Origin of the sequence: Kitasatospora sp. NPDC056731 (assembly GCF_040687675.1) — a bacterium.
Lineage (GTDB): Bacteria > Actinomycetota > Actinomycetes > Streptomycetales > Streptomycetaceae > Kitasatospora.
In genome coordinates, this window is the sequence record NZ_JBFBNR010000080.1 from 1 (window position 1) to 18641 (window position 18641).

Sequence of the window (18641 nt, forward strand, 5' to 3'; positions counted from 1 at the left end):
CATCGCGACGATCCTGGTCATGGAGGGCGGCTGCACGTGCTCCTTCCGGGCGAGCTCACCCGGTGTCGCCTTTCCGCATCTGGCGAGGGTGCCGACACCGGTGCACGGGAAGCCGGCGGGACGTCAGCGGGCGATCAGCGGGTGATCAACGGCCTTGGAGGGACCTCACGTTGTCGCCGAAGCTCCAGCCCTTCGAGCCGTCCCAGTTGAGCGACCACGTCATGAGCCCCTTCAGCGAACCGCCGAACGCGTTCCACGACTGGCCGACCAGGCCCGGGTCCATGTAGCCGCCACCCGCGCCGGGCTGGGCCGGCAGGCCGGGCACCTGCTTGTCGTAGGGCACCTTGACGGTGGTGCCCTGGATGGTCAGGCCGTTGTTCAGGCAGGTGGTCTGCGCGGTGAAGCCCTGCACTGTGCCGGCCTGGTAGGAGTCGCCGGAGCAGCCGTACATGCTGCCGTTGTAGTACTGCATGTTCAGCCACCACAGTTGCCCGTTGTCGGCGTACTTCTTGATGATCGGCAGGTAGGCGCCCCAGATCGAGCCGTAGGTGACGCTTCCGCCGGTCACGTACGCGGTTTCGGGGGCCATCGTCAGGCCGAAGCCCGCGGGCATCTGGGCCAGTACGCCGTCGATGATGCGCATCAGGTTGGCCTGGGAGGCGGACAGCGTGCCGATGCTGCCGCTTCCGGACAGGCCGGTCTCGATGTCGATGTCGATCCCGTCGAAGTTGTACTTCTTGAGGATCGGGACGACGGTCGCCACGAACCGGTCGGCGACGGTGCTGGAGCTCAGGTCGATGCCTGCGGCGGCACCGCCGATCGACATCAGGATCGTCGCCCCGGCCGCCTTGGCCTGGCACATCTCGGCGGGGGTCGAGACCTTGACGTTGGCGTCCATGCCGTCCTGCCACTGGACGGTGCCGTCCGAGAGGATCACCGGGAAGGCGGCGTTGATGACGTTGTAGCCGTGTGCGGCGATCCGGCTGTCCGTGATGGGGACCCACCCCATGCCGGGGTGGACGCCGTTCGCGGCGCCGTCCCAGTTCTCCCAGTAGCCCTGGAGGACCTTGCCCGACGGCCTGGGCTTCGTCGGGCAGGTGTCACCCGGCGCCGGGGTGGTCGGCGGCGGGGTCGTCGGCGGCGGGGTGGTGGGCGGAGGAGTCGTCGGAGGCGGAGTGGTCGGCGGAGGAGTCGTGGGCGGCGGGGTGGTCGGCGTGGGGCTGCTGCCGCCGGGGCCGGTGAGCGACACGTCGTCCGCGTAGTACGCGGGCTGCCCGTACCAGCCGTGCAGGTAGACGGTCACCGAGGTGGTGTTCGGCCCGGTGGTGAAGCCGACGCCGAGCTGGCTGTACGACGCACTGCTCGGCGTCCAGGTGGACGGGTCGCTGCCGGCGCCGGTGCCGGTGGCGCCCAGGTAGACGTAGCTGCCCTGGACGTAGGCGCTCAGCGTGTACTGGGAGTTGGGCTGCACGCTGACGGTCTGGCTGCACTGGGCGCTGTCCGGGCCGGTCGGCGTGGCCTTGAGCGCGGCGGCGCCGGAATGGACCGGACTGCTGACGACCGCGCCGGAGCCGCCGGAGCAGGTCCAGCCGGAGAGCCCGTTCTCGAAGCCGGGGTTGGCCACCAGGTTGGGGGTGGCGGCCCCGGCCGTGACGGAGCCGGCCACGGCGATGCCGGCACCGATGACGGCGACGGCGCTCACCCCGGCGAGGGAGCGCCGCAGGACGCTCGGCCCGTGCTGGGCGCGGCTGGTCCGGTTCATCTGCGCTGCGCGTTCCACGCTCGCCCGCGACTGCGGGCCAGGGGCCCGGAGCGGCTCGCTCCCGGTCCGGTCGCCTTCGAGGCGGCCGGGATCCGGACAGAGGCGGACCTCGCCCGACGGACGTGGAGTACGCGACCTTCGACGGAACATGCTGCGTTCCCTTCCCGCCGAGCGCCATGGACATGACCGACGCGTGGGGGCGCGACGCCCGGCTGTGGGTGAGGTGGGGACATGTGGGGCTGTGCCGGACCGGATCGTAGGAGGGGCGGCGCAGCTCGTCAATAGGTCTGGACCAATCGCGGGGTACGGCCCGGCCGACCGTGGCAGAACCCGACGTCAGGCCGTACGGCCCCGCCCGCCTCACCGGGCAGGGGCCCGGGCGTGGCCGACGGGCCGTCCGGGGAGGACGGCCCGTCGGTTCGCTACGGGGCGGTCACGGGGCCAGGCTCTCCGGGCTCCGCCAGCTCACCAGGCGGGCGCCGTCCGGCGGGAGGTCCACGACCTCGTTTCCGAAGACCCGGTTGATCGAGCTGCCCCCGTTCAGCGCGATGTCGGCGCCGTAGACGTGCAGGGACACCGCGCGACCGGTGCCGCCGTTCGACACCCGGTGGATGTCCTCGTCGGGCGGCACCAGGAGCTGCACCCGGCCGGGAGAGCAGGTGGTCCGGCCGGACGGCACCAGCACCCTGCGGCCGGTTCTGGAGGGCCGCCACAGCCGGAACGCCTCGTCCACCTCGACGCCCTCCACCACGCCTGACACGCACCAGGCGACGTGGTCGTGGATCGGGGTGGACTGACCGGGCAGCCAGGTCAGGGCCACCACGGAGTGCGTCCGTCCGGCATGCAGCAGCCGCTGCGAGTAGCCGTCCGTGTCACCGGCGCACAGGTCGTCGGGCACGATCAGTCCGGCCCGCAGGTACTTGCGCAGGGTGTCCGCGGTGAGCTGGGCGGTCAGGACGTCCGCGGCGGCGTAGCGCGCGAGGTCGGAGAGGAACTCGTCGAGGTTGGAGCCCGGTTCCACGCCCTACCGCCCCACTCCGGTGAGCGCGCGGACCTCAAGCTCCTCGAAGCCGCGCCCGTCCGACTCCTCGTCACGACGGCGGCGGCTGCCGACCAGGGAGCCGAGGACCGCGGCCGCGAACCCGATCGGGATCGAGACGATGCCCGGATTCTGCAGCGGCACCGGTGCGGTGGTGGTGCAGGAGATCAACGCCGTGGCGTTGCCGACCTGCTTGCTGGACGCCTCCACCCCGCAGTCCTTCGCCTGGGCGGCCGTCAGCTTCACGGCGTGGACCGTGCCGGTCGCGCCGCCCCAGCAGATCGGGGAGAGCAGCACCAGGCCGATCGAGCTGACCAGGCCCGCGTAGATGCCGCACTTGGCGCCGACGGTGGTGAAGCGCTTCCAGAACAGCGTCAGCAGGATCGCCGGCAGGTTGGCCGAGGCCGCGATGGCGAAGGCCAGGGCCACCAGGAACGCCACGTTGAGGTCCCTGGCGAAGATCGACAGGGCGACCGCGACCGCGCCGATGACCACGGCGGCGATCTTCGCCGTGACCAGCTCCTGCCGCTCCGTGGCCCTGCCCTTGCGGATCACGCTGGCGTACAGGTCATGGGCGAACGACGACGACGAGGTCAGGGTGAGCCCGGCGACGACCGCGAGGATGGTGGCGAACGCCACCGCCGCGATGAAGGCGAGCATCAGGGAGCCGCCGGTGGTGCCCGCGCCGCCGCCGAGGTGCTCGGCCAGCAGGGTGGCGGCGGTGTTGCCGGACGGATCCTTCTCCTTGATCGTCGCCGTGCCGACCAGCGCGGCCGCGCCGAAGCCGAGCACCAGGGTCATCAGGTAGAAGACCCCGATGATGCCGATCGCCCAGTTCACCGACTTGCGCGCGTCGCGGCCGGTCGGGACGGTGTAGAAGCGGACCAGCACATGCGGCAGCGCCGCGGTGCCCAGCACCAGGGCGACGCCGAGGCTGACCAGGTCGAGCTTCGACCAGCCGTCGGTCGCCCCGTACTTCAGGCCGGGCTGGAGAAAGGCATCGCCCTTCTTGGAGGCCGCGGCGGCGTCCCCGAGCAGGTGGCTGAGGTCGAACCCGTACTTCGCCAGCACCCACAGGGTCATCATGGCCGCGCCGGCGATCAGCAGCACCGCCTTGACGATCTGCACCCAGGTGGTGCCCTTCATCCCGCCGACCACGACGTAGACGATCATCAGGGCGCCGACCCCGACGATGGTCCAGATCTGCGCCGAGGCGCCCTTGACGTCGAGCAGCTGCCCCACGATCGTCGCCGCGCCGACCATCTGCGCGATCAGGTAGAAGATCGAGACCACGATGGTCGACACGCCTGCGGCGGTCCGCATCGGCCCGCTGCGCAGCCGCGCGGCCAGCACGTCCGCCATGGTGAACCGACCGGTGTTGCGCAGCAGTTCGGCGACCATCAGCAGCGCGACCAGCCAGGCGACCAGGAAGCCGATCGAGTAGAGGAATCCGTCGTACCCGGAGAGCGCGATGATCCCGGCGATGCCGAGGAAGGAGGCCGCGGACAGGTAGTCGCCCGAGATCGCGATCCCGTTCTGCAGCGCGGAGAACTGGCCGCCGCCGGTGTAGAAGCCGCCGGTGCCCTGGGTGCTCCGCCGCGCCCAGAGGGTGATGACGAGGGTCACCGCCACCAGGGCGACGAACAGGCCGATGGTCAGGCCCTTGTGCGATGCCGACTGCGCCGTCGCTGCGGCGAGCGGAAGGTGCTGTGTCATGCCTGGCTCTCCGTCAGTTCCTGGTTGTCGGCGTGTCCGGCCGATGCGGTCGGACGGGACGCCGCCGCGCTCCGCAGGGCCTCGGCCAGCGGGTCCAACCGCCGGGCGGCGAACCGGCCGTAGGCCAGGGCGATGCCGAAGGTCGAGACGAACTGCAGCAGTCCGAAGACCAGGGCCACGTTGATGCTCCCGACGACCTTGGCCGCCATGAAGCCGCGGGCATAGGCCGAGCAGAGTACGTACGCCAGGAACCAGAGCAGGAACGCCGCCGTCACCGGGAACACGAACCTGCGGTACGCGGCGCGCAACTCGGTGAATCGCGGATCGTCGCCGATCCAGGGTGCGCCACCGCGCGACGACGCGGCTTGGTCGATCATGGGAATCCTTTTGAGCGGTGCGGAACTTACCGAAGGCCCGACCGTAGGAATCCGTGGCAGACAAGCGATCAACGCGCGGTCGGCGACGGCCGGCCTTTGTGCGTTCCCACTGCGCGTTCCCGGCACATCCACACCCCTGCCGGCCCGCATTCACCTCAGCTGCATTTCGGCCAACTGTGCGAAAGGTCTGTTCGCAACCACGGCACCCCCCTAGAGTGGCGGCGATCCTCCACAAGTGGCCTTTTCTTCACGCCAGTTCACTGGATCTTCACACCAGTGCACCGGCCTCGGGACGTTCAGCGCAGTCTGTTCCCACCATCGAGCCGAAAGGGCCGGGTCCGTGACACAGGCGTTCCAGTCCCCCGGCTTCGCCGCCCTGGCGGCCGACCGCGCGGTCGAGACGCGGCTCGTCGACGAGCGCTGGCAGGCGGTGGCCTGGGACCTGGGGACGGGTCGGCGCCGGGTGGTCACCGACCGACCGGGGGGCGTCCACCTGAGCGAGATCGAGCCGGACGGCGACGCCGTCTGGTGGTTCGACGCCGACAACGCCGGGGAGGGGCGGTGGCGGCGCGAGCCGTTCGCCGGCGGAGCGGGCGGCGAGGCGCTGTACGGCGTGCCGAGCGGGCGGGCGTACGGCGTCGCCTTCGACCGGACGGGCGCGCTCGCGGCGGTGGTCGTCGGTGTCGACGGCGCCTCGCACTGCTACGTCGGACCGCCCGCGGGCCAGGCCCGGCTGATCGGTTCGGCGCCGGGGTACCTGAGCCTGGCCGACCTGTCGCCGGACGGCCGGCTCCTCGCCCTCGGCGGGCGGCCCGACGGGGACGACTCGGTGGTCCTGTGGCCGACGGGCGCTCAGGCGACCGTTCAGACGGGCGCGCAGGCGGACGTTCAGGCGACCGTTCAGGCGGGCGCGCAGGCGGACGGTCCGCTGCGGATCGCCGGGCACCGCCGACTGCGACTCTGGCCGATCGAGTTCAACCCGCTCGCGGTACTCGAACCGGAGCTGCTGCTGGTGGTCGAGGAGGACGAGCGGTACACCGTCGCGACCTGGCAGGCCGGCACGGGGCTGCGCAGGTACCCGGGGCTGTCGTTCGACTCGCAGATATCGGCCGGCTGGTACCAGGGGCCGCGCGAGGTGCTGATCCAGCACGAGCGGGCCGGGCGGAGCCGACTGCTCCTCGCCGACCTCGACCCGCCGGAGGGGCAAGGGGCGCCGCAGCAGGGGGCCGCGGGCCGAGGACCGGCCGAACAGGCCCCGCCCGTCCGGGAGATCAGCACCCCCGGCGGCACGATCCACGACCTGTCCTGCGCTCCGGACGGCACCTTGCACTGCGTCTGGAGCCGGGAGTCGACACCGCCCCGCCCGCTGGTCCTGCGCCCCGGCACGGAGACTGCGCACCACCCCGGGCAGGGCCTCGATCCGGACCAGGGCGACACCTCCCGCAGCCGGCGCTGGACGCCCCGGCCGTACGGGCGGATCCACAGCTTCGTCAGCACCCCGGCCGGCCAGGGCCCGTGGCCGACCCTCTTCCTGGTCCACGGCGGCCCCGCCACCCACGACCGGGACTCCTACGACCCGCGGGTGAACGCCCTGGTGGGCCGTGGCTACGCGGTGGTGCGCACCAACTACCGCGGCTCCACCGGCTACGGCGCCCGCTGGCAGCACGAGTACGGCCACCGGGTCGGGCTGGCGCAGATCGAGGACCTGGCCGCCGTCCGCGCGGAGCTGGTCGCCGACGGTACGGCGCTCGCGGAGCGCACCGGCCTGTGCGGATTCTCGTGGGGCGGCTACCTGGCCCTGCTCGCGATGGGCGCGCAGCCGGAGTTGTGGTCACTCGGCATGGCCGCTCAGCCGATCGCGGACTACCCCGCCGCCTACCGCACCACCACCCCCGCACTGCGCGAGCTCGATCGCCAGCTCTTCGGCGGGACCCCGGACGAGGTTCCCGAGCGCTACCGCGCGGCCGACCCTCGATCGTACGTGCACCAGGTCCGCTCGCCCGTCCTGCTGGTCGCCTCGCGGACCGACGAACGGTGCCCACCCGACCAGGTCGCCCGGTACGCCGCGGACCTGCGCCGGCTGGCGGTGCCGCACGAGCTGCTCTGGGTGGACGGCGGCCACTACAGCCGCCGGACCGCCGACCACCGATCGGTGCTGGCCACGATGGTCCGGTTCGCCGAGCACGCCTGGCCGGCACCGCTCCCCCTGCCACCCCGGGGCGACCGCCCCGAGGTACCCGCCGAACTGGTGGAAGGAGGTGAACAGCCATGAAGCGACGCAGCATTCAGAACGACCCGATCAGCACCCCGGAGCGTGACCGGGGCGCCGTGGTGGTCCAGGCCTTCGCGCTCGACATCACCAAGGCCGCAGTGGTCGCGCCTGCCCTCAAGGGGCAGCCGAAGCCGAAGGCCGAGACCAAGGGCAAGTGATTCACCGTCGCTCCGGGGCGCCTGCGGTGCCCCGGAGCGACACCTCACCGACCGCCGGCGTACAACAGAAGTGGCCACCATGCGTATCGTCCTGCTGCACATGCCCTGGGGCGCGATCGACGTGCCGTCGCTGGCGCTCGGGATCATGCACACCGCTGCCGCACGCGCCGGCCACCAGGTCGAAGTGCGGTACGCCAACCTGGACTTCGTGGACTGGGCCGCCGAGACCGCGGGTTTCGGCGTGGACGACTACCAGTACTTCTCCGAGAAGTCCTACTTCCAGGGCGCGGGCGACTGGGCGTTCGCCGGCGCGCTGTACGGTGACGACGGCCCGGCCCCCGATATCGAGGCCGGCATCGGCATCGACGGCGACGGCGACGGCAGCGACATCGATGACCTCGACGGCGAGTTCGCGCCCTACTTCGAGTACCTGGCCACCAGCGGTGCGAGCGAGCAGGAGATCGCACTGACCCGGGCCACCCGCGCGATCGCCCCCGCGTTCATCGCCCGACTGGTCGACGAACTCGCCGCCGACCCACCGGACTTGGTCGGCTTCACCACCACCTTCCAGCAGAACACGGCGAGCCTCGCCACCGCGAAGCTGCTCAAGCAGCGGTGCCCGCAGGTGCGCACGGTGTTCGGCGGCGCGAACTGCGACGGTCCGCAGGGCGCCGCGCTGCACCGCAACTTCCCCTTCCTGGACTACGTGGTGCGCGGCGAGGGCGAGGCCGCCTTCCCGGCGCTCCTGGAAGGCGGCGACCTCTCCGCCGTCCCCGGGCTCTGCTGGCGGGACGACTCCGGGACGTCGACGGCCAACGAGATGACGAGGCGTCCACTGCCGCCCGCGGCGATCCTGGCGCCCCGCTACGACGGCTTCTACGAGCGGCTCGACGCCTCCGTCGCGGCCGGGTGGGTCGATCCCAAGCTGGTCGTCGAAGGCTCCCGGGGCTGCTGGTGGGGCGAGAAGCACCACTGCACCTTCTGCGGGCTCAACGGCTCCTCGATGGAGTTCCGCTCCAAGCCGCCGACGGACTTCCTCGCAGAGGTGCTCACGCTCGCCGAACGCCACCAGCTGTTGGACGTCTACGTGGTCGACAACATCCTGGACATGGGTTACTTCGACACCGTCCTGAAGTCGCTGGCCGAACTCCCGGTCGATCTGCGGCTGCACTTCGAGATCAAGGCCAACCTGCGCCGCCACCAGTTCCAGCTCCTCGGCGACTCGGGCGCGGCCCAGGTGCAGCCCGGCATCGAGAGCCTGAGCACCCGGGTCCTGCGGATCATGGACAAGGGGGTGACGGGCTGCCAGAACGTCCGCGCGCTGCGGGACGCGCAGAGCGCCGGAGTGTCGGTGAGCTGGAACTACCTCTACGGCTTCCCGGGCGAGCAGCCGGCCGACTACGAGTCGGTGATCCGCCAACTTCCCCTGCTGCACCACCTGGACCCGCCGACCGGAGCCGGACGGATCGCGATCGAGCGGTTCAGCCCGTACTTCGACCGGCCCGAGCTGGGCTTCGCGATCACCCGGCCGGCCTTCCAGTACGGCGCGACCTACCGCCTGCCGCAGAGCGAACTGGCCGAACTGGCCTACGTGTTCAGCGCGCCACCACGCGGGATCGGCGGCGACCTCGCGGAGCGGCTGAGCGCGGCGGTGGACACCTGGATCGCGCGATTCCCCGACAGCCGGCTCAGCTACCGGGACGCGGGCGGCCGGATCGCGCTCGTCAACACCCGCCCCGGGTACGACTGGCGGGTGGTCGAGCTGACCGATCCGGTGGAGCTCGCCGCCTTCCGGCTGCTGAACCAGCCCCGCTCGACCGCCGCGCTGGCCGCCAAGGTCCCCGGCGGCGCGGCGGCGGTCGGGCCGGTGCTGGAGCGCTTCACCGCGCTGGGTCTGCTGTTCCACGACGGGGACAGCTTCCTCCAGGTCGCCGTCGAGTCCGACAACCAGGTGCTGATGCGGATGCAGCACCGGCACGGCCCCGCCGCCGCCCGCCCTCGCGCCGAGGAGGTGCTCGATGCCGTCACGATCGGCTGAACGGACCGATGCCGGAATGGCCGATGCTGGAAAGGCCGTTGCGGGAAGGACCGTGGCGGGAAGGGCCGATCCTGGAGGGGCCGATGCGGGAGGGGCCGATGCGGCCTCCTGGCGCGCGGCCGGCCCGGAGGTCGAGCTCTGGCTCGACTACGACCCCGCCGCCAGGGCGTTGCCGGGCTTCGCGCTCGGTCGCCGCACCCTGTCCGGCCCGGCGGAGGCGGAGGTCACCGAACTGCACCGCGCCGGGGTCCGCTGCCTGCGGCTGGTCGAGCCGGTGCGGCTCTGCGCGGACGCGCCGGCGGCCTCCGCGAGGGCGCTGATGCTGCTGCGCGAGGCGACCGGGCAGGGGCTTGCCGTGCTCTGGCAGGCCGACTGCACGGACGGCTGCGCGGCGCAGCGCCGGTTCCACCACCTGTACCCGCCCGAGCAGTTGACCGGCGGCCCCCAGGACGTCGTCGCCGACTGGCGCGCCACGTACTACCCGAGCAAGTGCGTCTTCCGGCGCGGCCCCGGCTTCGTCGAGGTGCGCGACCGCCGGTTCGGGACGCTGGAGCTGTTCACCATCGACGAGCCGGGCCACCTGGCGCAGGTCGAGGCGCTGGCCGAGGGCGTCGAGGTCGGCCGGCTGCCGGACGCCGTCCACCAGGACTTCGCCGCGGCCGGCCTGATCGCCGAACAGGCCGGCCGCGCCTGGTTCCTGCCCATGCGGGTGCGCCGCTGGCCCTTCCCGTCGCTGACCGTGTAGTTGCCGGAGTTCGAGCCCGAGGAGTGATCCATGACCACCGCGGTCGACGACGCCGCCGCGCGGATGTCCGCCTTCATCCGCGACCCCTACCCCACGCTCGCCCGGATCCGCGAGGCCGGCGCGGTCTCCGTCGTGGAGTTCGGCGAGGGCCTGCCGGTCTACCTGGTGACGCGCTACCAGGACGTCCGGGCCGCACTGATGGACCCGCGCTTCGGGCAGGACGTCCGCCGCAGCCAGGCCATCGCGAGCGGGCGGGGCTCCGGCCTGACGCTCGGTTCGGAGGTGGTCCACATGCTCAACAGCGACCCGCCGGACCACACCCGGCTGCGCCGGCTGATCCAGGGCGTCTTCACCCGCCGGCGGGTCGACCTGATGCGGCCGCTGGTCGAGCGCATCGCCGACGGCCTGCTGGACGGGCTGCGCGGGCGGGAGACCGCCGACCTGGTGACGGACTTCGCCTTCCCGCTGCCGATCATGATCATCTGTGAGCTGCTGGGCTTCCCCCCGGAGGACATGCAGGCCTTCCGCACCTGGTCGACGGCGATCCTCACCCAGGGCGGCGACATGACCTTCGACCAGGCCACCGCCGAACTGAACGACTACCTGCGCGAGTTGATGACGGCCCGGCGGGCGTCGCCGAGCACGGACATCCTGACCGACCTGGTGCAGGCCTGTGACGCCGGTGAACTCACCGAGCGGGAGGTGTTCTCGATGGTCTTCCTGCTGCTGATCGGCGGCCACGAGACCACCGTCAACCTGCTCGGCACCGCGACCCTGGCGCTGCTCCACCACCCCGATCAGCTCGCCTGGTTGCGCGCCAACCCGGCGGCGATGCCAGTCGCGATCGACGAGTTCCTGCGCTACGAGTCTCCGGTGAGCATGGCCACGCTGCGGTTCACGAACGCCGACGTGATGGTCGACGACGTGGAGATCCCTGCGGACGAGCTGGTGCTGCTCTCGCTCGGCGCGGCCAACCGGGACCCGGCCCGCTTCACCGATCCCGACCGGCTGATCCTGGACCGGGGCGATCCGGGCCACCTGGCCTTCGGGCAGGGCCTGCACCGGTGCCTCGGCTCCTTCCTCGGCAAGCTGGAGAGCGAGGTCGCGCTGACCGGCCTGCTGGAGCGCTTCGGGCGGATCGAGCTGGCCGCCGCGGAGGAGACCCTGCCCTGGCGCAACACGATCATGCTGCGCGGCCTGGAGTCGCTGCCGGTCTCGCTCGATGGCTAGCGGCGCGGGAGCAAGCGACACGGGGACGGACAGCACGGGGGCGGGCGACGCGGAGACGGGCGGCGCGGGAGCGGGCAGCACGGGAGCAGGCGGCACGGGAGGAGGCAGCGAGGCGGGGCTGTTGCGGTTCCGCCCCCGGATCAGCGTCGCGCCCCTGCGCGCGCGGGGCTTCCGGCTGCTGGTGATCGGGCAGGGCACCTCGGAGTTCGGCAACGCGTTCCAGGTGGTCGCCCTGCCGCTGCTGGTCTACTCCCTCGCCGGAGGCGCCCGCCAGCTGAGCCTGGTGGTCGCCGCCTACGGCGCGGGACGGCTGGCCGCCACCCCGCTCGGCGGGATGCTCGCCGACCGGTTCGGCGCCCGGCGGGTGATGCTGGCCGCCGACCTCGGCCGGCTGCTCGCCACCGCCGGGCTGTGCGCGATCGCCGCCGGCGGGGCGGCGAACTTCTGGCTGATCGGCGGGCTCGCGCTGCTGGTCGGCGTCGGAGCAGGGGTGTTCCTGCCGGCCGCCTGGGCGATCACCCCGACCCTGCTGCCCGCCGAGGACCTGCACGCGGGCAATGCGCTGAACAGTACGGTCACCTTCGGCGCCGGTCTGCTCGGTCCGGCGCTGGCCGGCCCGCTGGTCGCCTGGCTGAACCCGGCCGCCGCCCTGGGCCTGGATGCGGCGACCTTCGCCGTGTCGGCGGCGACGCTGCTGCTGATCGGTCGCGGCAGCCTCGTCGCAGCACCCAGCCCGATCTCCGAACGTGCCTCCGTGCCGAAGAACTTCCGGCGCCTGCTGCGGGAATCGCCGTTGCTGCGCGCGGTGCTGACGGTGACGGTGATCGCGAACCTGACGGTGGGCGGCGCCACCCGCGTCGCCCTGCCGACCCTGGCCACCCACGGCTTCGACGCCGGCGCCGTCGGACTGGGCCTGCTGCTGGCCGCGTTCACCGGCGGTGCGCTGGTCGGCGGCCTGTTCGCGGCCGGCCTCACCGAGGTCCGCTCGCGGGGCCGCACGGCGATGCTCTCCGGACTGGTGATGGGTGTGGCGATCGGCCTGGTGCCGTTCGTCGGCCTCGTCGGCGCCGTGCTGCTGCTCTGCGTGGCCGGCGGCGCCAGCACGGTGACCAACGTCCTGGTCGTCACCGGCGTGCAGAAGAGCACCCCGCCCGCCTTGCTGGCCCGGGTCATGGCGGCCGTCACCTTCTGCGCGCTGGGAGTCTTCCCGATCTCGGTGATCGCGGCCGGCGCGGCGGTGGACGCGTTCGGGAGTCAAGGGGTGTTCGCGACGACCGGGCTCTGCCTGACGGGCGCGTTCGGGTACGCGCTGACCAGGCGTGAGATCCGCGAGCTGTGAGCGCCCAGCCGACCGCCGGGCCCGCCCCCGCCGCCGGGAGGCAGGGGCGGGAGGCGGGAGGCGAGGCGGGTCCGGGCGGCGGCCCCGTCAGCGCAGGGTCGCGGTGACGACCGTCGCGTCCAGGTCCTCGCACCAGGCGTCGGCGGCGTCGAGGCCGGCCGCGCGGGCGACGGCCAGGGCCGTCGGGGTCTGCCGTTCGCTGGTCTCGAACAGCAGCGACCCGCCCGGGGCCAGCCAGTGCGGCGCCTCGACGGCCACCCGGCGCAGCACGTCCAGACCGTCGGCGCCGCCGTCCAGCGCCGGCCGGGCCTCGTGCAGCCGGGCCTCCGGCGGCAGCAGCGCGATGTCGGCGCTGGGGACGTACGGGACGTTGGCGAGCAGGACGTCGATCCGGCCGCGCAGGGCGGCGGGCAGCGCGACGAACAGGTCGCCCTCGAAGACCGGGGCCCCGGGCCCGGTGAGGTTGCGGCGGGCACAGCGGACGGCGACCGGGTCGACGTCCGCTGCGTAGAGCTCGACCGGGTGCGCGGCGGCCGCCGCCACGGCGGCGCCGAGGGCGCCGCTGCCGCAGCAGAGGTCGACGACCACGGCGCCCGGGCCGGTGAGCTCGGTGGCCGTGGCGGCCAGGAACTCGCTGCGGCGGCGCGGGACGAACACGCCCGGGTCGACGGCGATCCGCAGCCCGGCGAACTCGGCCCAGCCGACGACGTGTTCCAGCGGCCGGCCCTCGGCCCGGGCCCGGACCATCACGGCCAGGTCGGCCGGTGTGGCGGCGGCGGAGAGCAGGATCCGCGCCTCGTCCTCGGCGAACACGCAACCGGCGGCGCGCAGCCGGGCGACGACCGAGGAACGGAGAGCTGCGGAGGCAAAAACCGACAAGAGGACCCCTTGGGGGAATCGGGAGGAGGACGAACGACTCCGTCAGGGCTCCCGCAAGGGCCGGCACCGCGCCGACGCGTCCGCGCTACGCGCGCGACGCGCCCGCACGGCCGCGCTCCGGGAGCACCCGCTCGGACATACCGGTAATGGGGCTCACCTCCTTGAGTCGCGGTCATACACGGCGTCGGCCACCCTACCGCACCCCCGGCGCGGGTGATCAACTGGTCTTCCGGGCCCAGGTCCTGCCCAGCCGGCCCGCCCGCCGGGGGCCGGCCTGGCGGGGCCGGCCTGGCGGGGCTAGCCGAGCTGCTCGGCGACCAGGGCGGCGAACTCCTCCGGGGTCATGACGGGCACTCCGAGTTCCTCCGCCTTGGCGCGCTTGGAGCCGGCCTTCTCGCCCGCGACGAGAAGGGTGGTGCGCTTGGACACCGAGGAGGAGGCCTTGCCGCCGGCGCGTTCGATCAGCTCGTTCATCGCGTTGCGGGAGAGCTCGGCGAGGGCTCCGGTCATGCTGCCGGTGACGACCACGCTCTGGCCGGCCAGCGGGCCCGCCGCAGTGTCGTCCGCGGTGTCGCCTGCGGCCGCCGCGCCGCCGGCCGCGGCCTGGGCGGCGGGTGCCGTCGGCTCGGTCACCGCGGTGCCGACGCCCTGTGTCACGAGCCGGTCCAACAGCGGTGCCACGTCGGCGAGTTCGGCGACGATCACGGCGGCCTTCTCGACCCCGATGCCGTCCACGCCGGCCAGCGCCTCGACATCGGCGGCACGGATCGCGGCCATGCTGCCGAAGTGCGCGGCGAGTCGGCGGGACATCGTCCGGCCGGTGCCGCGGATGCCGAGGGCGCAGAACACCCGGTTCAGCGGGCGGCTGCGGGCGGTCTCGATGGCGGCGAGCAGGTTGTCGGCGCTGGTGTCGCCCATCCGCTCCAGGGTGAGCAGCTGCTCCCGGGTGAGGGTGAACAGGTCGGCGAGGTCGCCGACCAGCCCGGCCTCGACCAGCTGGACGGCGCGGGTGCCGCCGAGGCCCTCGATGTCGAGCTGGTCGCGCCCGGCCGCGTAGATCACCGAGGCGACCACCTGGCAGGCCCGGCCGCGCACGCAGCGCCAGCGCTGCTCGGAGGTGTCGATGGCGTCGCCGCAGCGCGGGCAGACCTCGGGGAAGGCGATCGGCTGCTCGGCGCCGGTGCGCTGGTCGACCAGGGGCGCCTCGACCCGCGGGATCACGTCGCCGGCCCGGTAGACGAACACCTGGTCGCCGATCATCAGCCCGCGGCGCCCGATGTCGGCCGGGTTGTGCAGGGTCGCGTAGGTGACGGTGACGCCGTCGATCACCACCGGTTCGAGGACGGCCCGGGGCGCGATGATCCCGGTGCGGCCGACGTTCCACTCGACGCCGAGCAGCCGGGTGACCTTGTGCTGCGCCGCCAGCTTGCGGGCCACCGCCCAGCGCGGCGCGCGGGAGCCGGAGCCGGCCGCCTCCTGGTCGGCCACCGCGTCCGCCTTCACCACCACGCCGTCGATCCCGAAGGGCAGTGCGGCGCGCAGGCCGGCGATCTCGTCGATCCGCTGCTGCGCCTCGGCGAGGGTCGCGCAGCGGCGCGGTGCGGCGTCGGTGCTGGCGGCGGTGTTGGCGCCGAGGACGGCGAGCCGGGCGAGCAGGTCGGCGTGGTCGAGGCCGGGCAGGCCGAGGGCGTCGTAGGCGAAGAAGGTGAGTTCGACGCGGTAGGCGCGGTCCTTGGCGCGCAGGGTGCCGGCCGCGCCGCTGCGCGGGTGGGCGAACGGGGTGGCGCCGTGCGCGGTGCGGACGGCGTTGGCCTGCTCGAACTGCTCGTGGCTGAGCAGCACCTCGCCGCGCAGCTCGACGTCGACCGGTTCGGCGAGCCAGGCGGGCAGGCCGAGCACGGCGTCGGCGGCAGCGGTGATGTCCTCCCCCGCCAGGCCGTCGCCCCTGGTCAGCACCTGGGTGAGCCGGCCGGCCCGGTAGCGGGCGGCGACGGCGAGGCCGTCCAGCTTCGGTTCGACGCACCAGGCGGCGACCGGCCGGCCGAGCCGGCGCTCCAGACCGGCCGCCCAGGACTCCAGCTCCTCGGCCGAGAAGACGTTGTCGAGGGAGAGCATCGGCGCGCTGTGCGGGACGTCGCCGACCGCCGCGCCGCCGGCCACCTTGCCGGTGGGCGACTCGGGCAGCGCCTCGTCCGGGTGCTCGTGCTCGTAGGCCTCGATCGCCCGCACCAGGGCGTCGTACTCGTCGTCGCCGAGCGGGGCGGAGCCGTCGGCGTAGTACGCGGCGGCGGCCCGCACGGCGGCGGCGACGGCGTCGGCGTAGGCCTGCGGGGAGGCCAGGGCGGCAGGGGAGGCCAGGGTGGCTGCGTCCTTCATACCGCCATCATGGCGAGCCGCACTGACATTCGGCCCGCTCGAACGCGGCTCGCACGGACCGGGCCCGGCGGGTGCGGCCCGCGCCGGTCGGGGGCGTCGGCGGAGGGGGCCGGTCAGGGGCGCCGATCGAGGCCGCCGGCCCGGTCAGTCCGGCTGGGGCCGGGTGCGCCGGGCGTAGGCGCGGGCCGCGCGGGCGCGGTCGCCGCAGCGGGTGGAGCACCAGTGGCGCCGGCCGTGTCGGAGGAGGTACCGGGTGCACGGGGTGGAACCGCAGGCGGTGAGGCGGGCGGCTTCGGGCCCGGTGAGCAGGTCGGCGGCGTCGGCGGCGAGGGTGGCCAGGGCGTGGTCGACGATCTCGGTGGTGGGGTGGGGGGCCGCGCGGTAGGGGCCGCTGCCGTCGTCCCACCGCAGCAGCCGGGCCGTGGGCAGGCGGGTCAGGGCGTCGTTGACGGCGGCCAGGGCGGAGGAGGGTACGGGCAGCTCCGCGACGCGGGCGGCGAACAGCGTCCTGACCTGTTCGCGCATCGAGCGCACCTGCGCCGTGCACATCTCCTGAAGGCCCGCGTCGGCCGGGGCGAGGCCGTGCTCCAGGAGCCACTGGCCAGCGGCGGCCGGCGTGCCGAGGCGGTCGAGGACGTGTCCGCCGGGCAGCGTGACGGCGCTGTTGACCAGGGCGAGCGAGGGGTACTGCTGCTCGCCCGGCGCGGGTGGCACGGCGGCCTCGTCGGTGGCGGTGTCCGCGGTGTCCGTCATGAGTCTCATGGTAGCGCTTGCGCTCATCCGTGAGAACCGGCTAGCGTTCCTCACGGATAAACCGCTCTCAACCGTGAGGTGTGCTTCACCATGGCTTCTTCCGACACGACCGTCGAGCAGTTCCCCGTCCGCCTCTTCGGCGGCCCGACCGCCCTCTTCGAGTACGGAGGCCTGCGCTTCCTCACCGACCCGACCTTCGACGGCCCGGGCGACTACCTGCGGCCGGACGGCCGGTTCCTGACCAAGACCACGCCCTCCTCCGGGAGCCCCGCCGACGCCGGCCGCGTCGACGTCGTCCTGCTCTCCCACGACGAGCACCCCGACAACCTCGACAACTCCGGCCGGGCCCTGCTGGCCGACATCCCGCTCACCCTCACCACCCCCGGCGGCGGCCTGCGCCTCGGCGGCACGGCCCGGGGACTGGCCGACTGGGAGTCGGTCACGCTGGACCGCCCCGACGGCGGCACCCTCACCGTGACCGGCGTGCCCGCCCTCCACGGGCCCGGGGCCCGCGAGCAGGTGGAGGCCGTCACCGGCCAGGTCGTCGGCTTCGTCCTGACCGGGGAAGGGCTGCCCACCGTCTACGTCAGCGGGGACAACGCCTCCCTCCTCGCCGTCGGGGAGATCGCCGAACGCTTCGCCCCCGTCGACACCGCGATCCTCTTCGCCGGGGCCCCCCGCTTCGCCGCCCTCTTCGACGGCGCGCCCATCGTCCTGGACAGCGCCCAGGCCGCCGAGGCCGCCGCGATCCTCGACGCCCGCCGGGTCGTCCTCGTCCACCACGACAGCTGGGCCCACTTCACCGAGGACCGCGACGACCTGGTGGCCGCCTTCACGGCCGCCGGCCTGGCGGAGCGCCTCCACACGGCGTGACCGGCCCCGGGCGGGGCGCGCCGCACGAGGCGCCCCGCCTGTCCGCCCCTGAACCGCCCGCTCAGCCCGGCAGCGGCGCCAGCGGCCTGGTCCGGTAGGCGTCGGAGGAGCCCGGGGGGACGAGGCAGGGCAGCAGCCACTCCCACAGGGCGCCGACCCGGCGGGCGCGCTCCTCACCCGGGCAGCCGTCGCCGAAGACGACCTCCAGCCCGCAGGCGGCCGCCACCACCAGGGTCTCCGGGCCGGGATCGCCCGAGCGGTCGCGCAGCTCGCCGGCGCGCCGGGCGCCGGTCAGCAACTCCCGGACGACACCGGCCCAGACGCCGTGGAAGCCCCGCACGCCCGCGACCGGCACGCCCGCGACCGGCGCGCCGGGGGCGGACGTGGCGGGAGCGAACGCGGCGGTCCTCGACTGCCAGCCGCCCTCCCGGCCGAGACGGAACGCCGCCCGGACCACCGCGTCCGACCCCAGGGCGTCGACCAGCCAGTAGCCCACGTCGATCAGCGTCTGCAGGGGGGAGGAGGTGGCCCGCAGACCGCCGCAGGCGCCCCGCAGCGAGCGCTCGGCCCGCTGGAACACCGCCTGCGCCAGCTCCTCCTTGGACGCGAAGTGGAAGTAGAGCGCGCCCTTCGTCACTCCTGCGGCACCGGCGATCTCGCCGAGCGTGGCCCCCGCATAGCCGCAGCGGTCGAACAGCACCGCCCCCGCCTGCACCAGCCGTCCGCGTGTCCGTTCCGACCTCTCCTGCACCACCCGACCCACACCCCTCACAACGACGAGCACGTTCCGACCACACACGAGCAGCGCCCCGGCAGCGACGGCGCCTTCCGCGCGTCCTCAGCCGACCCGGGTGAACCGGGCCACCGACGTCTCCGGCGAAGCGGTCGCGGTCGCGGCCGCCTCGCGCTCCGAACGTTCCGAACGCTCCGGGCGCTCCGGGCCGGCCAGCAAGATGGAGCGCTGGAGCCGTCGCAGTCCGGTGGACGGCTCCATGCCCAACTCCCGTACCAGGGTGTTGCGCAGGCGCTGGTAGGCCTCCAGGGCCTCGCCCCGTCGGCCGGAGCGGTGCAGGGCGATCATGTA

The 18641-nt window shown here is 73.5% G+C and carries 16 protein-coding genes and 1 pseudogene; 7 read left to right on the plus strand and 10 right to left on the minus strand.

Going from position 1 to position 18641, the window contains the following annotated elements:
* The 5 genes and pseudogenes from AB0R04_RS37985 to AB0R04_RS38005 form a co-directional block, all read right to left on the minus strand.
* Nucleotides 1-102, minus strand: a pseudogene (locus AB0R04_RS37985) (MarR family transcriptional regulator); the annotation flags it as partial.
* A 43-nt stretch (nt 103-145) separates the two neighbouring features.
* On the minus strand, nt 146-1762 hold the full coding sequence (locus tag AB0R04_RS37990) for a glycosyl hydrolase family 18 protein (protein WP_363378636.1): 1617 nt from the start codon (nt 1760-1762) through the stop codon (nt 146-148).
* 433 nt (nt 1763-2195) lie between these two features.
* On the minus strand, nt 2196-2783 hold the full coding sequence (locus tag AB0R04_RS37995; protein WP_063345975.1) for a cysteine dioxygenase family protein: 588 nt from the start codon (nt 2781-2783) through the stop codon (nt 2196-2198).
* Between the two features lie 3 nt (nt 2784-2786).
* Entirely contained in the window at nt 2787-4517 is a 1731-nt protein-coding gene (locus AB0R04_RS38000; RefSeq protein ID WP_363378638.1) for a cation acetate symporter, read from the minus strand.
* Nucleotides 4514-4894, minus strand: a complete 381-nt coding sequence (locus AB0R04_RS38005) for a DUF485 domain-containing protein (RefSeq protein ID WP_063345977.1) — start codon at nt 4892-4894, stop codon at nt 4514-4516. Before AB0R04_RS38005 ends, AB0R04_RS38000 begins: the two co-directional genes overlap by 4 nt.
* A gap of 340 nt (nt 4895-5234) precedes the next feature.
* Between AB0R04_RS38005 and AB0R04_RS38010 the strand changes: the two genes are divergently transcribed.
* From AB0R04_RS38010 to AB0R04_RS38035, 6 genes are all read left to right on the plus strand, one after another.
* Nucleotides 5235-7166 carry a prolyl oligopeptidase family serine peptidase gene (locus AB0R04_RS38010; protein ID WP_363378640.1) on the plus strand — a complete coding sequence of 644 codons (1932 nt, stop codon included), beginning with the start codon at nt 5235-5237 and terminating at the stop codon, nt 7164-7166.
* Entirely contained in the window at nt 7163-7324 is a 162-nt protein-coding gene (locus AB0R04_RS38015) for a hypothetical protein (protein ID WP_159398304.1), read from the plus strand. The genes AB0R04_RS38010 and AB0R04_RS38015 overlap by 4 nt, the downstream gene beginning before the upstream one ends.
* Nucleotides 7325-7403: 79 nt before the next feature.
* Nucleotides 7404-9362, plus strand: coding sequence for a RiPP maturation radical SAM C-methyltransferase (locus tag AB0R04_RS38020; RefSeq protein WP_363378642.1), 1959 nt, complete (start codon nt 7404-7406; stop codon nt 9360-9362).
* Between the two features lie 52 nt (nt 9363-9414).
* Complete coding sequence (locus AB0R04_RS38025; protein WP_363378644.1) at nt 9415-10107, plus strand: DUF5825 family protein; 693 nt, start codon at nt 9415-9417, stop codon at nt 10105-10107.
* A gap of 30 nt (nt 10108-10137) precedes the next feature.
* Nucleotides 10138-11337 carry a cytochrome P450 gene (locus AB0R04_RS38030; protein ID WP_063345980.1) on the plus strand — a complete coding sequence of 400 codons (1200 nt, stop codon included), beginning with the start codon at nt 10138-10140 and terminating at the stop codon, nt 11335-11337.
* 121 nt (nt 11338-11458) lie between these two features.
* The gene (locus AB0R04_RS38035; protein ID WP_363378646.1) at nt 11459-12676 is read left to right on the plus strand and encodes an MFS transporter; all 1218 of its coding nucleotides are present in this window, start codon (nt 11459-11461) and stop codon (nt 12674-12676) included.
* An 87-nt stretch (nt 12677-12763) separates the two neighbouring features.
* Here the strand turns inward: AB0R04_RS38035 and AB0R04_RS38040 are convergent, their stop codons facing one another.
* The 3 genes from AB0R04_RS38040 to AB0R04_RS38050 all read right to left on the minus strand — a co-directional run bounded on the left by AB0R04_RS38040 (nt 12764) and on the right by AB0R04_RS38050 (nt 16684).
* Nucleotides 12764-13555 carry a putative protein N(5)-glutamine methyltransferase gene (locus AB0R04_RS38040; protein ID WP_363378648.1) on the minus strand — a complete coding sequence of 264 codons (792 nt, stop codon included), beginning with the start codon at nt 13553-13555 and terminating at the stop codon, nt 12764-12766.
* A gap of 297 nt (nt 13556-13852) precedes the next feature.
* Complete coding sequence (gene ligA, locus AB0R04_RS38045) at nt 13853-15931, minus strand: NAD-dependent DNA ligase LigA (RefSeq protein ID WP_363378650.1); 2079 nt, start codon at nt 15929-15931, stop codon at nt 13853-13855.
* A gap of 144 nt (nt 15932-16075) precedes the next feature.
* Nucleotides 16076-16684 (minus strand): ABATE domain-containing protein, encoded by a 609-nt coding sequence (locus tag AB0R04_RS38050; RefSeq protein WP_363378652.1) that lies wholly within the window; start codon nt 16682-16684, stop codon nt 16076-16078.
* Between the two features lie 90 nt (nt 16685-16774).
* On the opposite strand from AB0R04_RS38050, the gene AB0R04_RS38055 reads away from it, so the two are divergent.
* On the plus strand, nt 16775-17557 hold the full coding sequence (locus AB0R04_RS38055) for an MBL fold metallo-hydrolase (protein ID WP_363378654.1): 783 nt from the start codon (nt 16775-16777) through the stop codon (nt 17555-17557).
* A 61-nt stretch (nt 17558-17618) separates the two neighbouring features.
* Here the strand turns inward: AB0R04_RS38055 and AB0R04_RS38060 are convergent, their stop codons facing one another.
* Together AB0R04_RS38060 and AB0R04_RS38065 are read right to left on the minus strand one after the other, a co-directional pair.
* The gene (locus AB0R04_RS38060; protein WP_363378656.1) at nt 17619-18311 is read right to left on the minus strand and encodes a ScbR family autoregulator-binding transcription factor; all 693 of its coding nucleotides are present in this window, start codon (nt 18309-18311) and stop codon (nt 17619-17621) included.
* A gap of 84 nt (nt 18312-18395) precedes the next feature.
* Nucleotides 18396-18641 (minus strand): BTAD domain-containing putative transcriptional regulator (locus AB0R04_RS38065; RefSeq protein WP_363378658.1); only part of this gene is annotated, 246 nt, incomplete at its 5' end.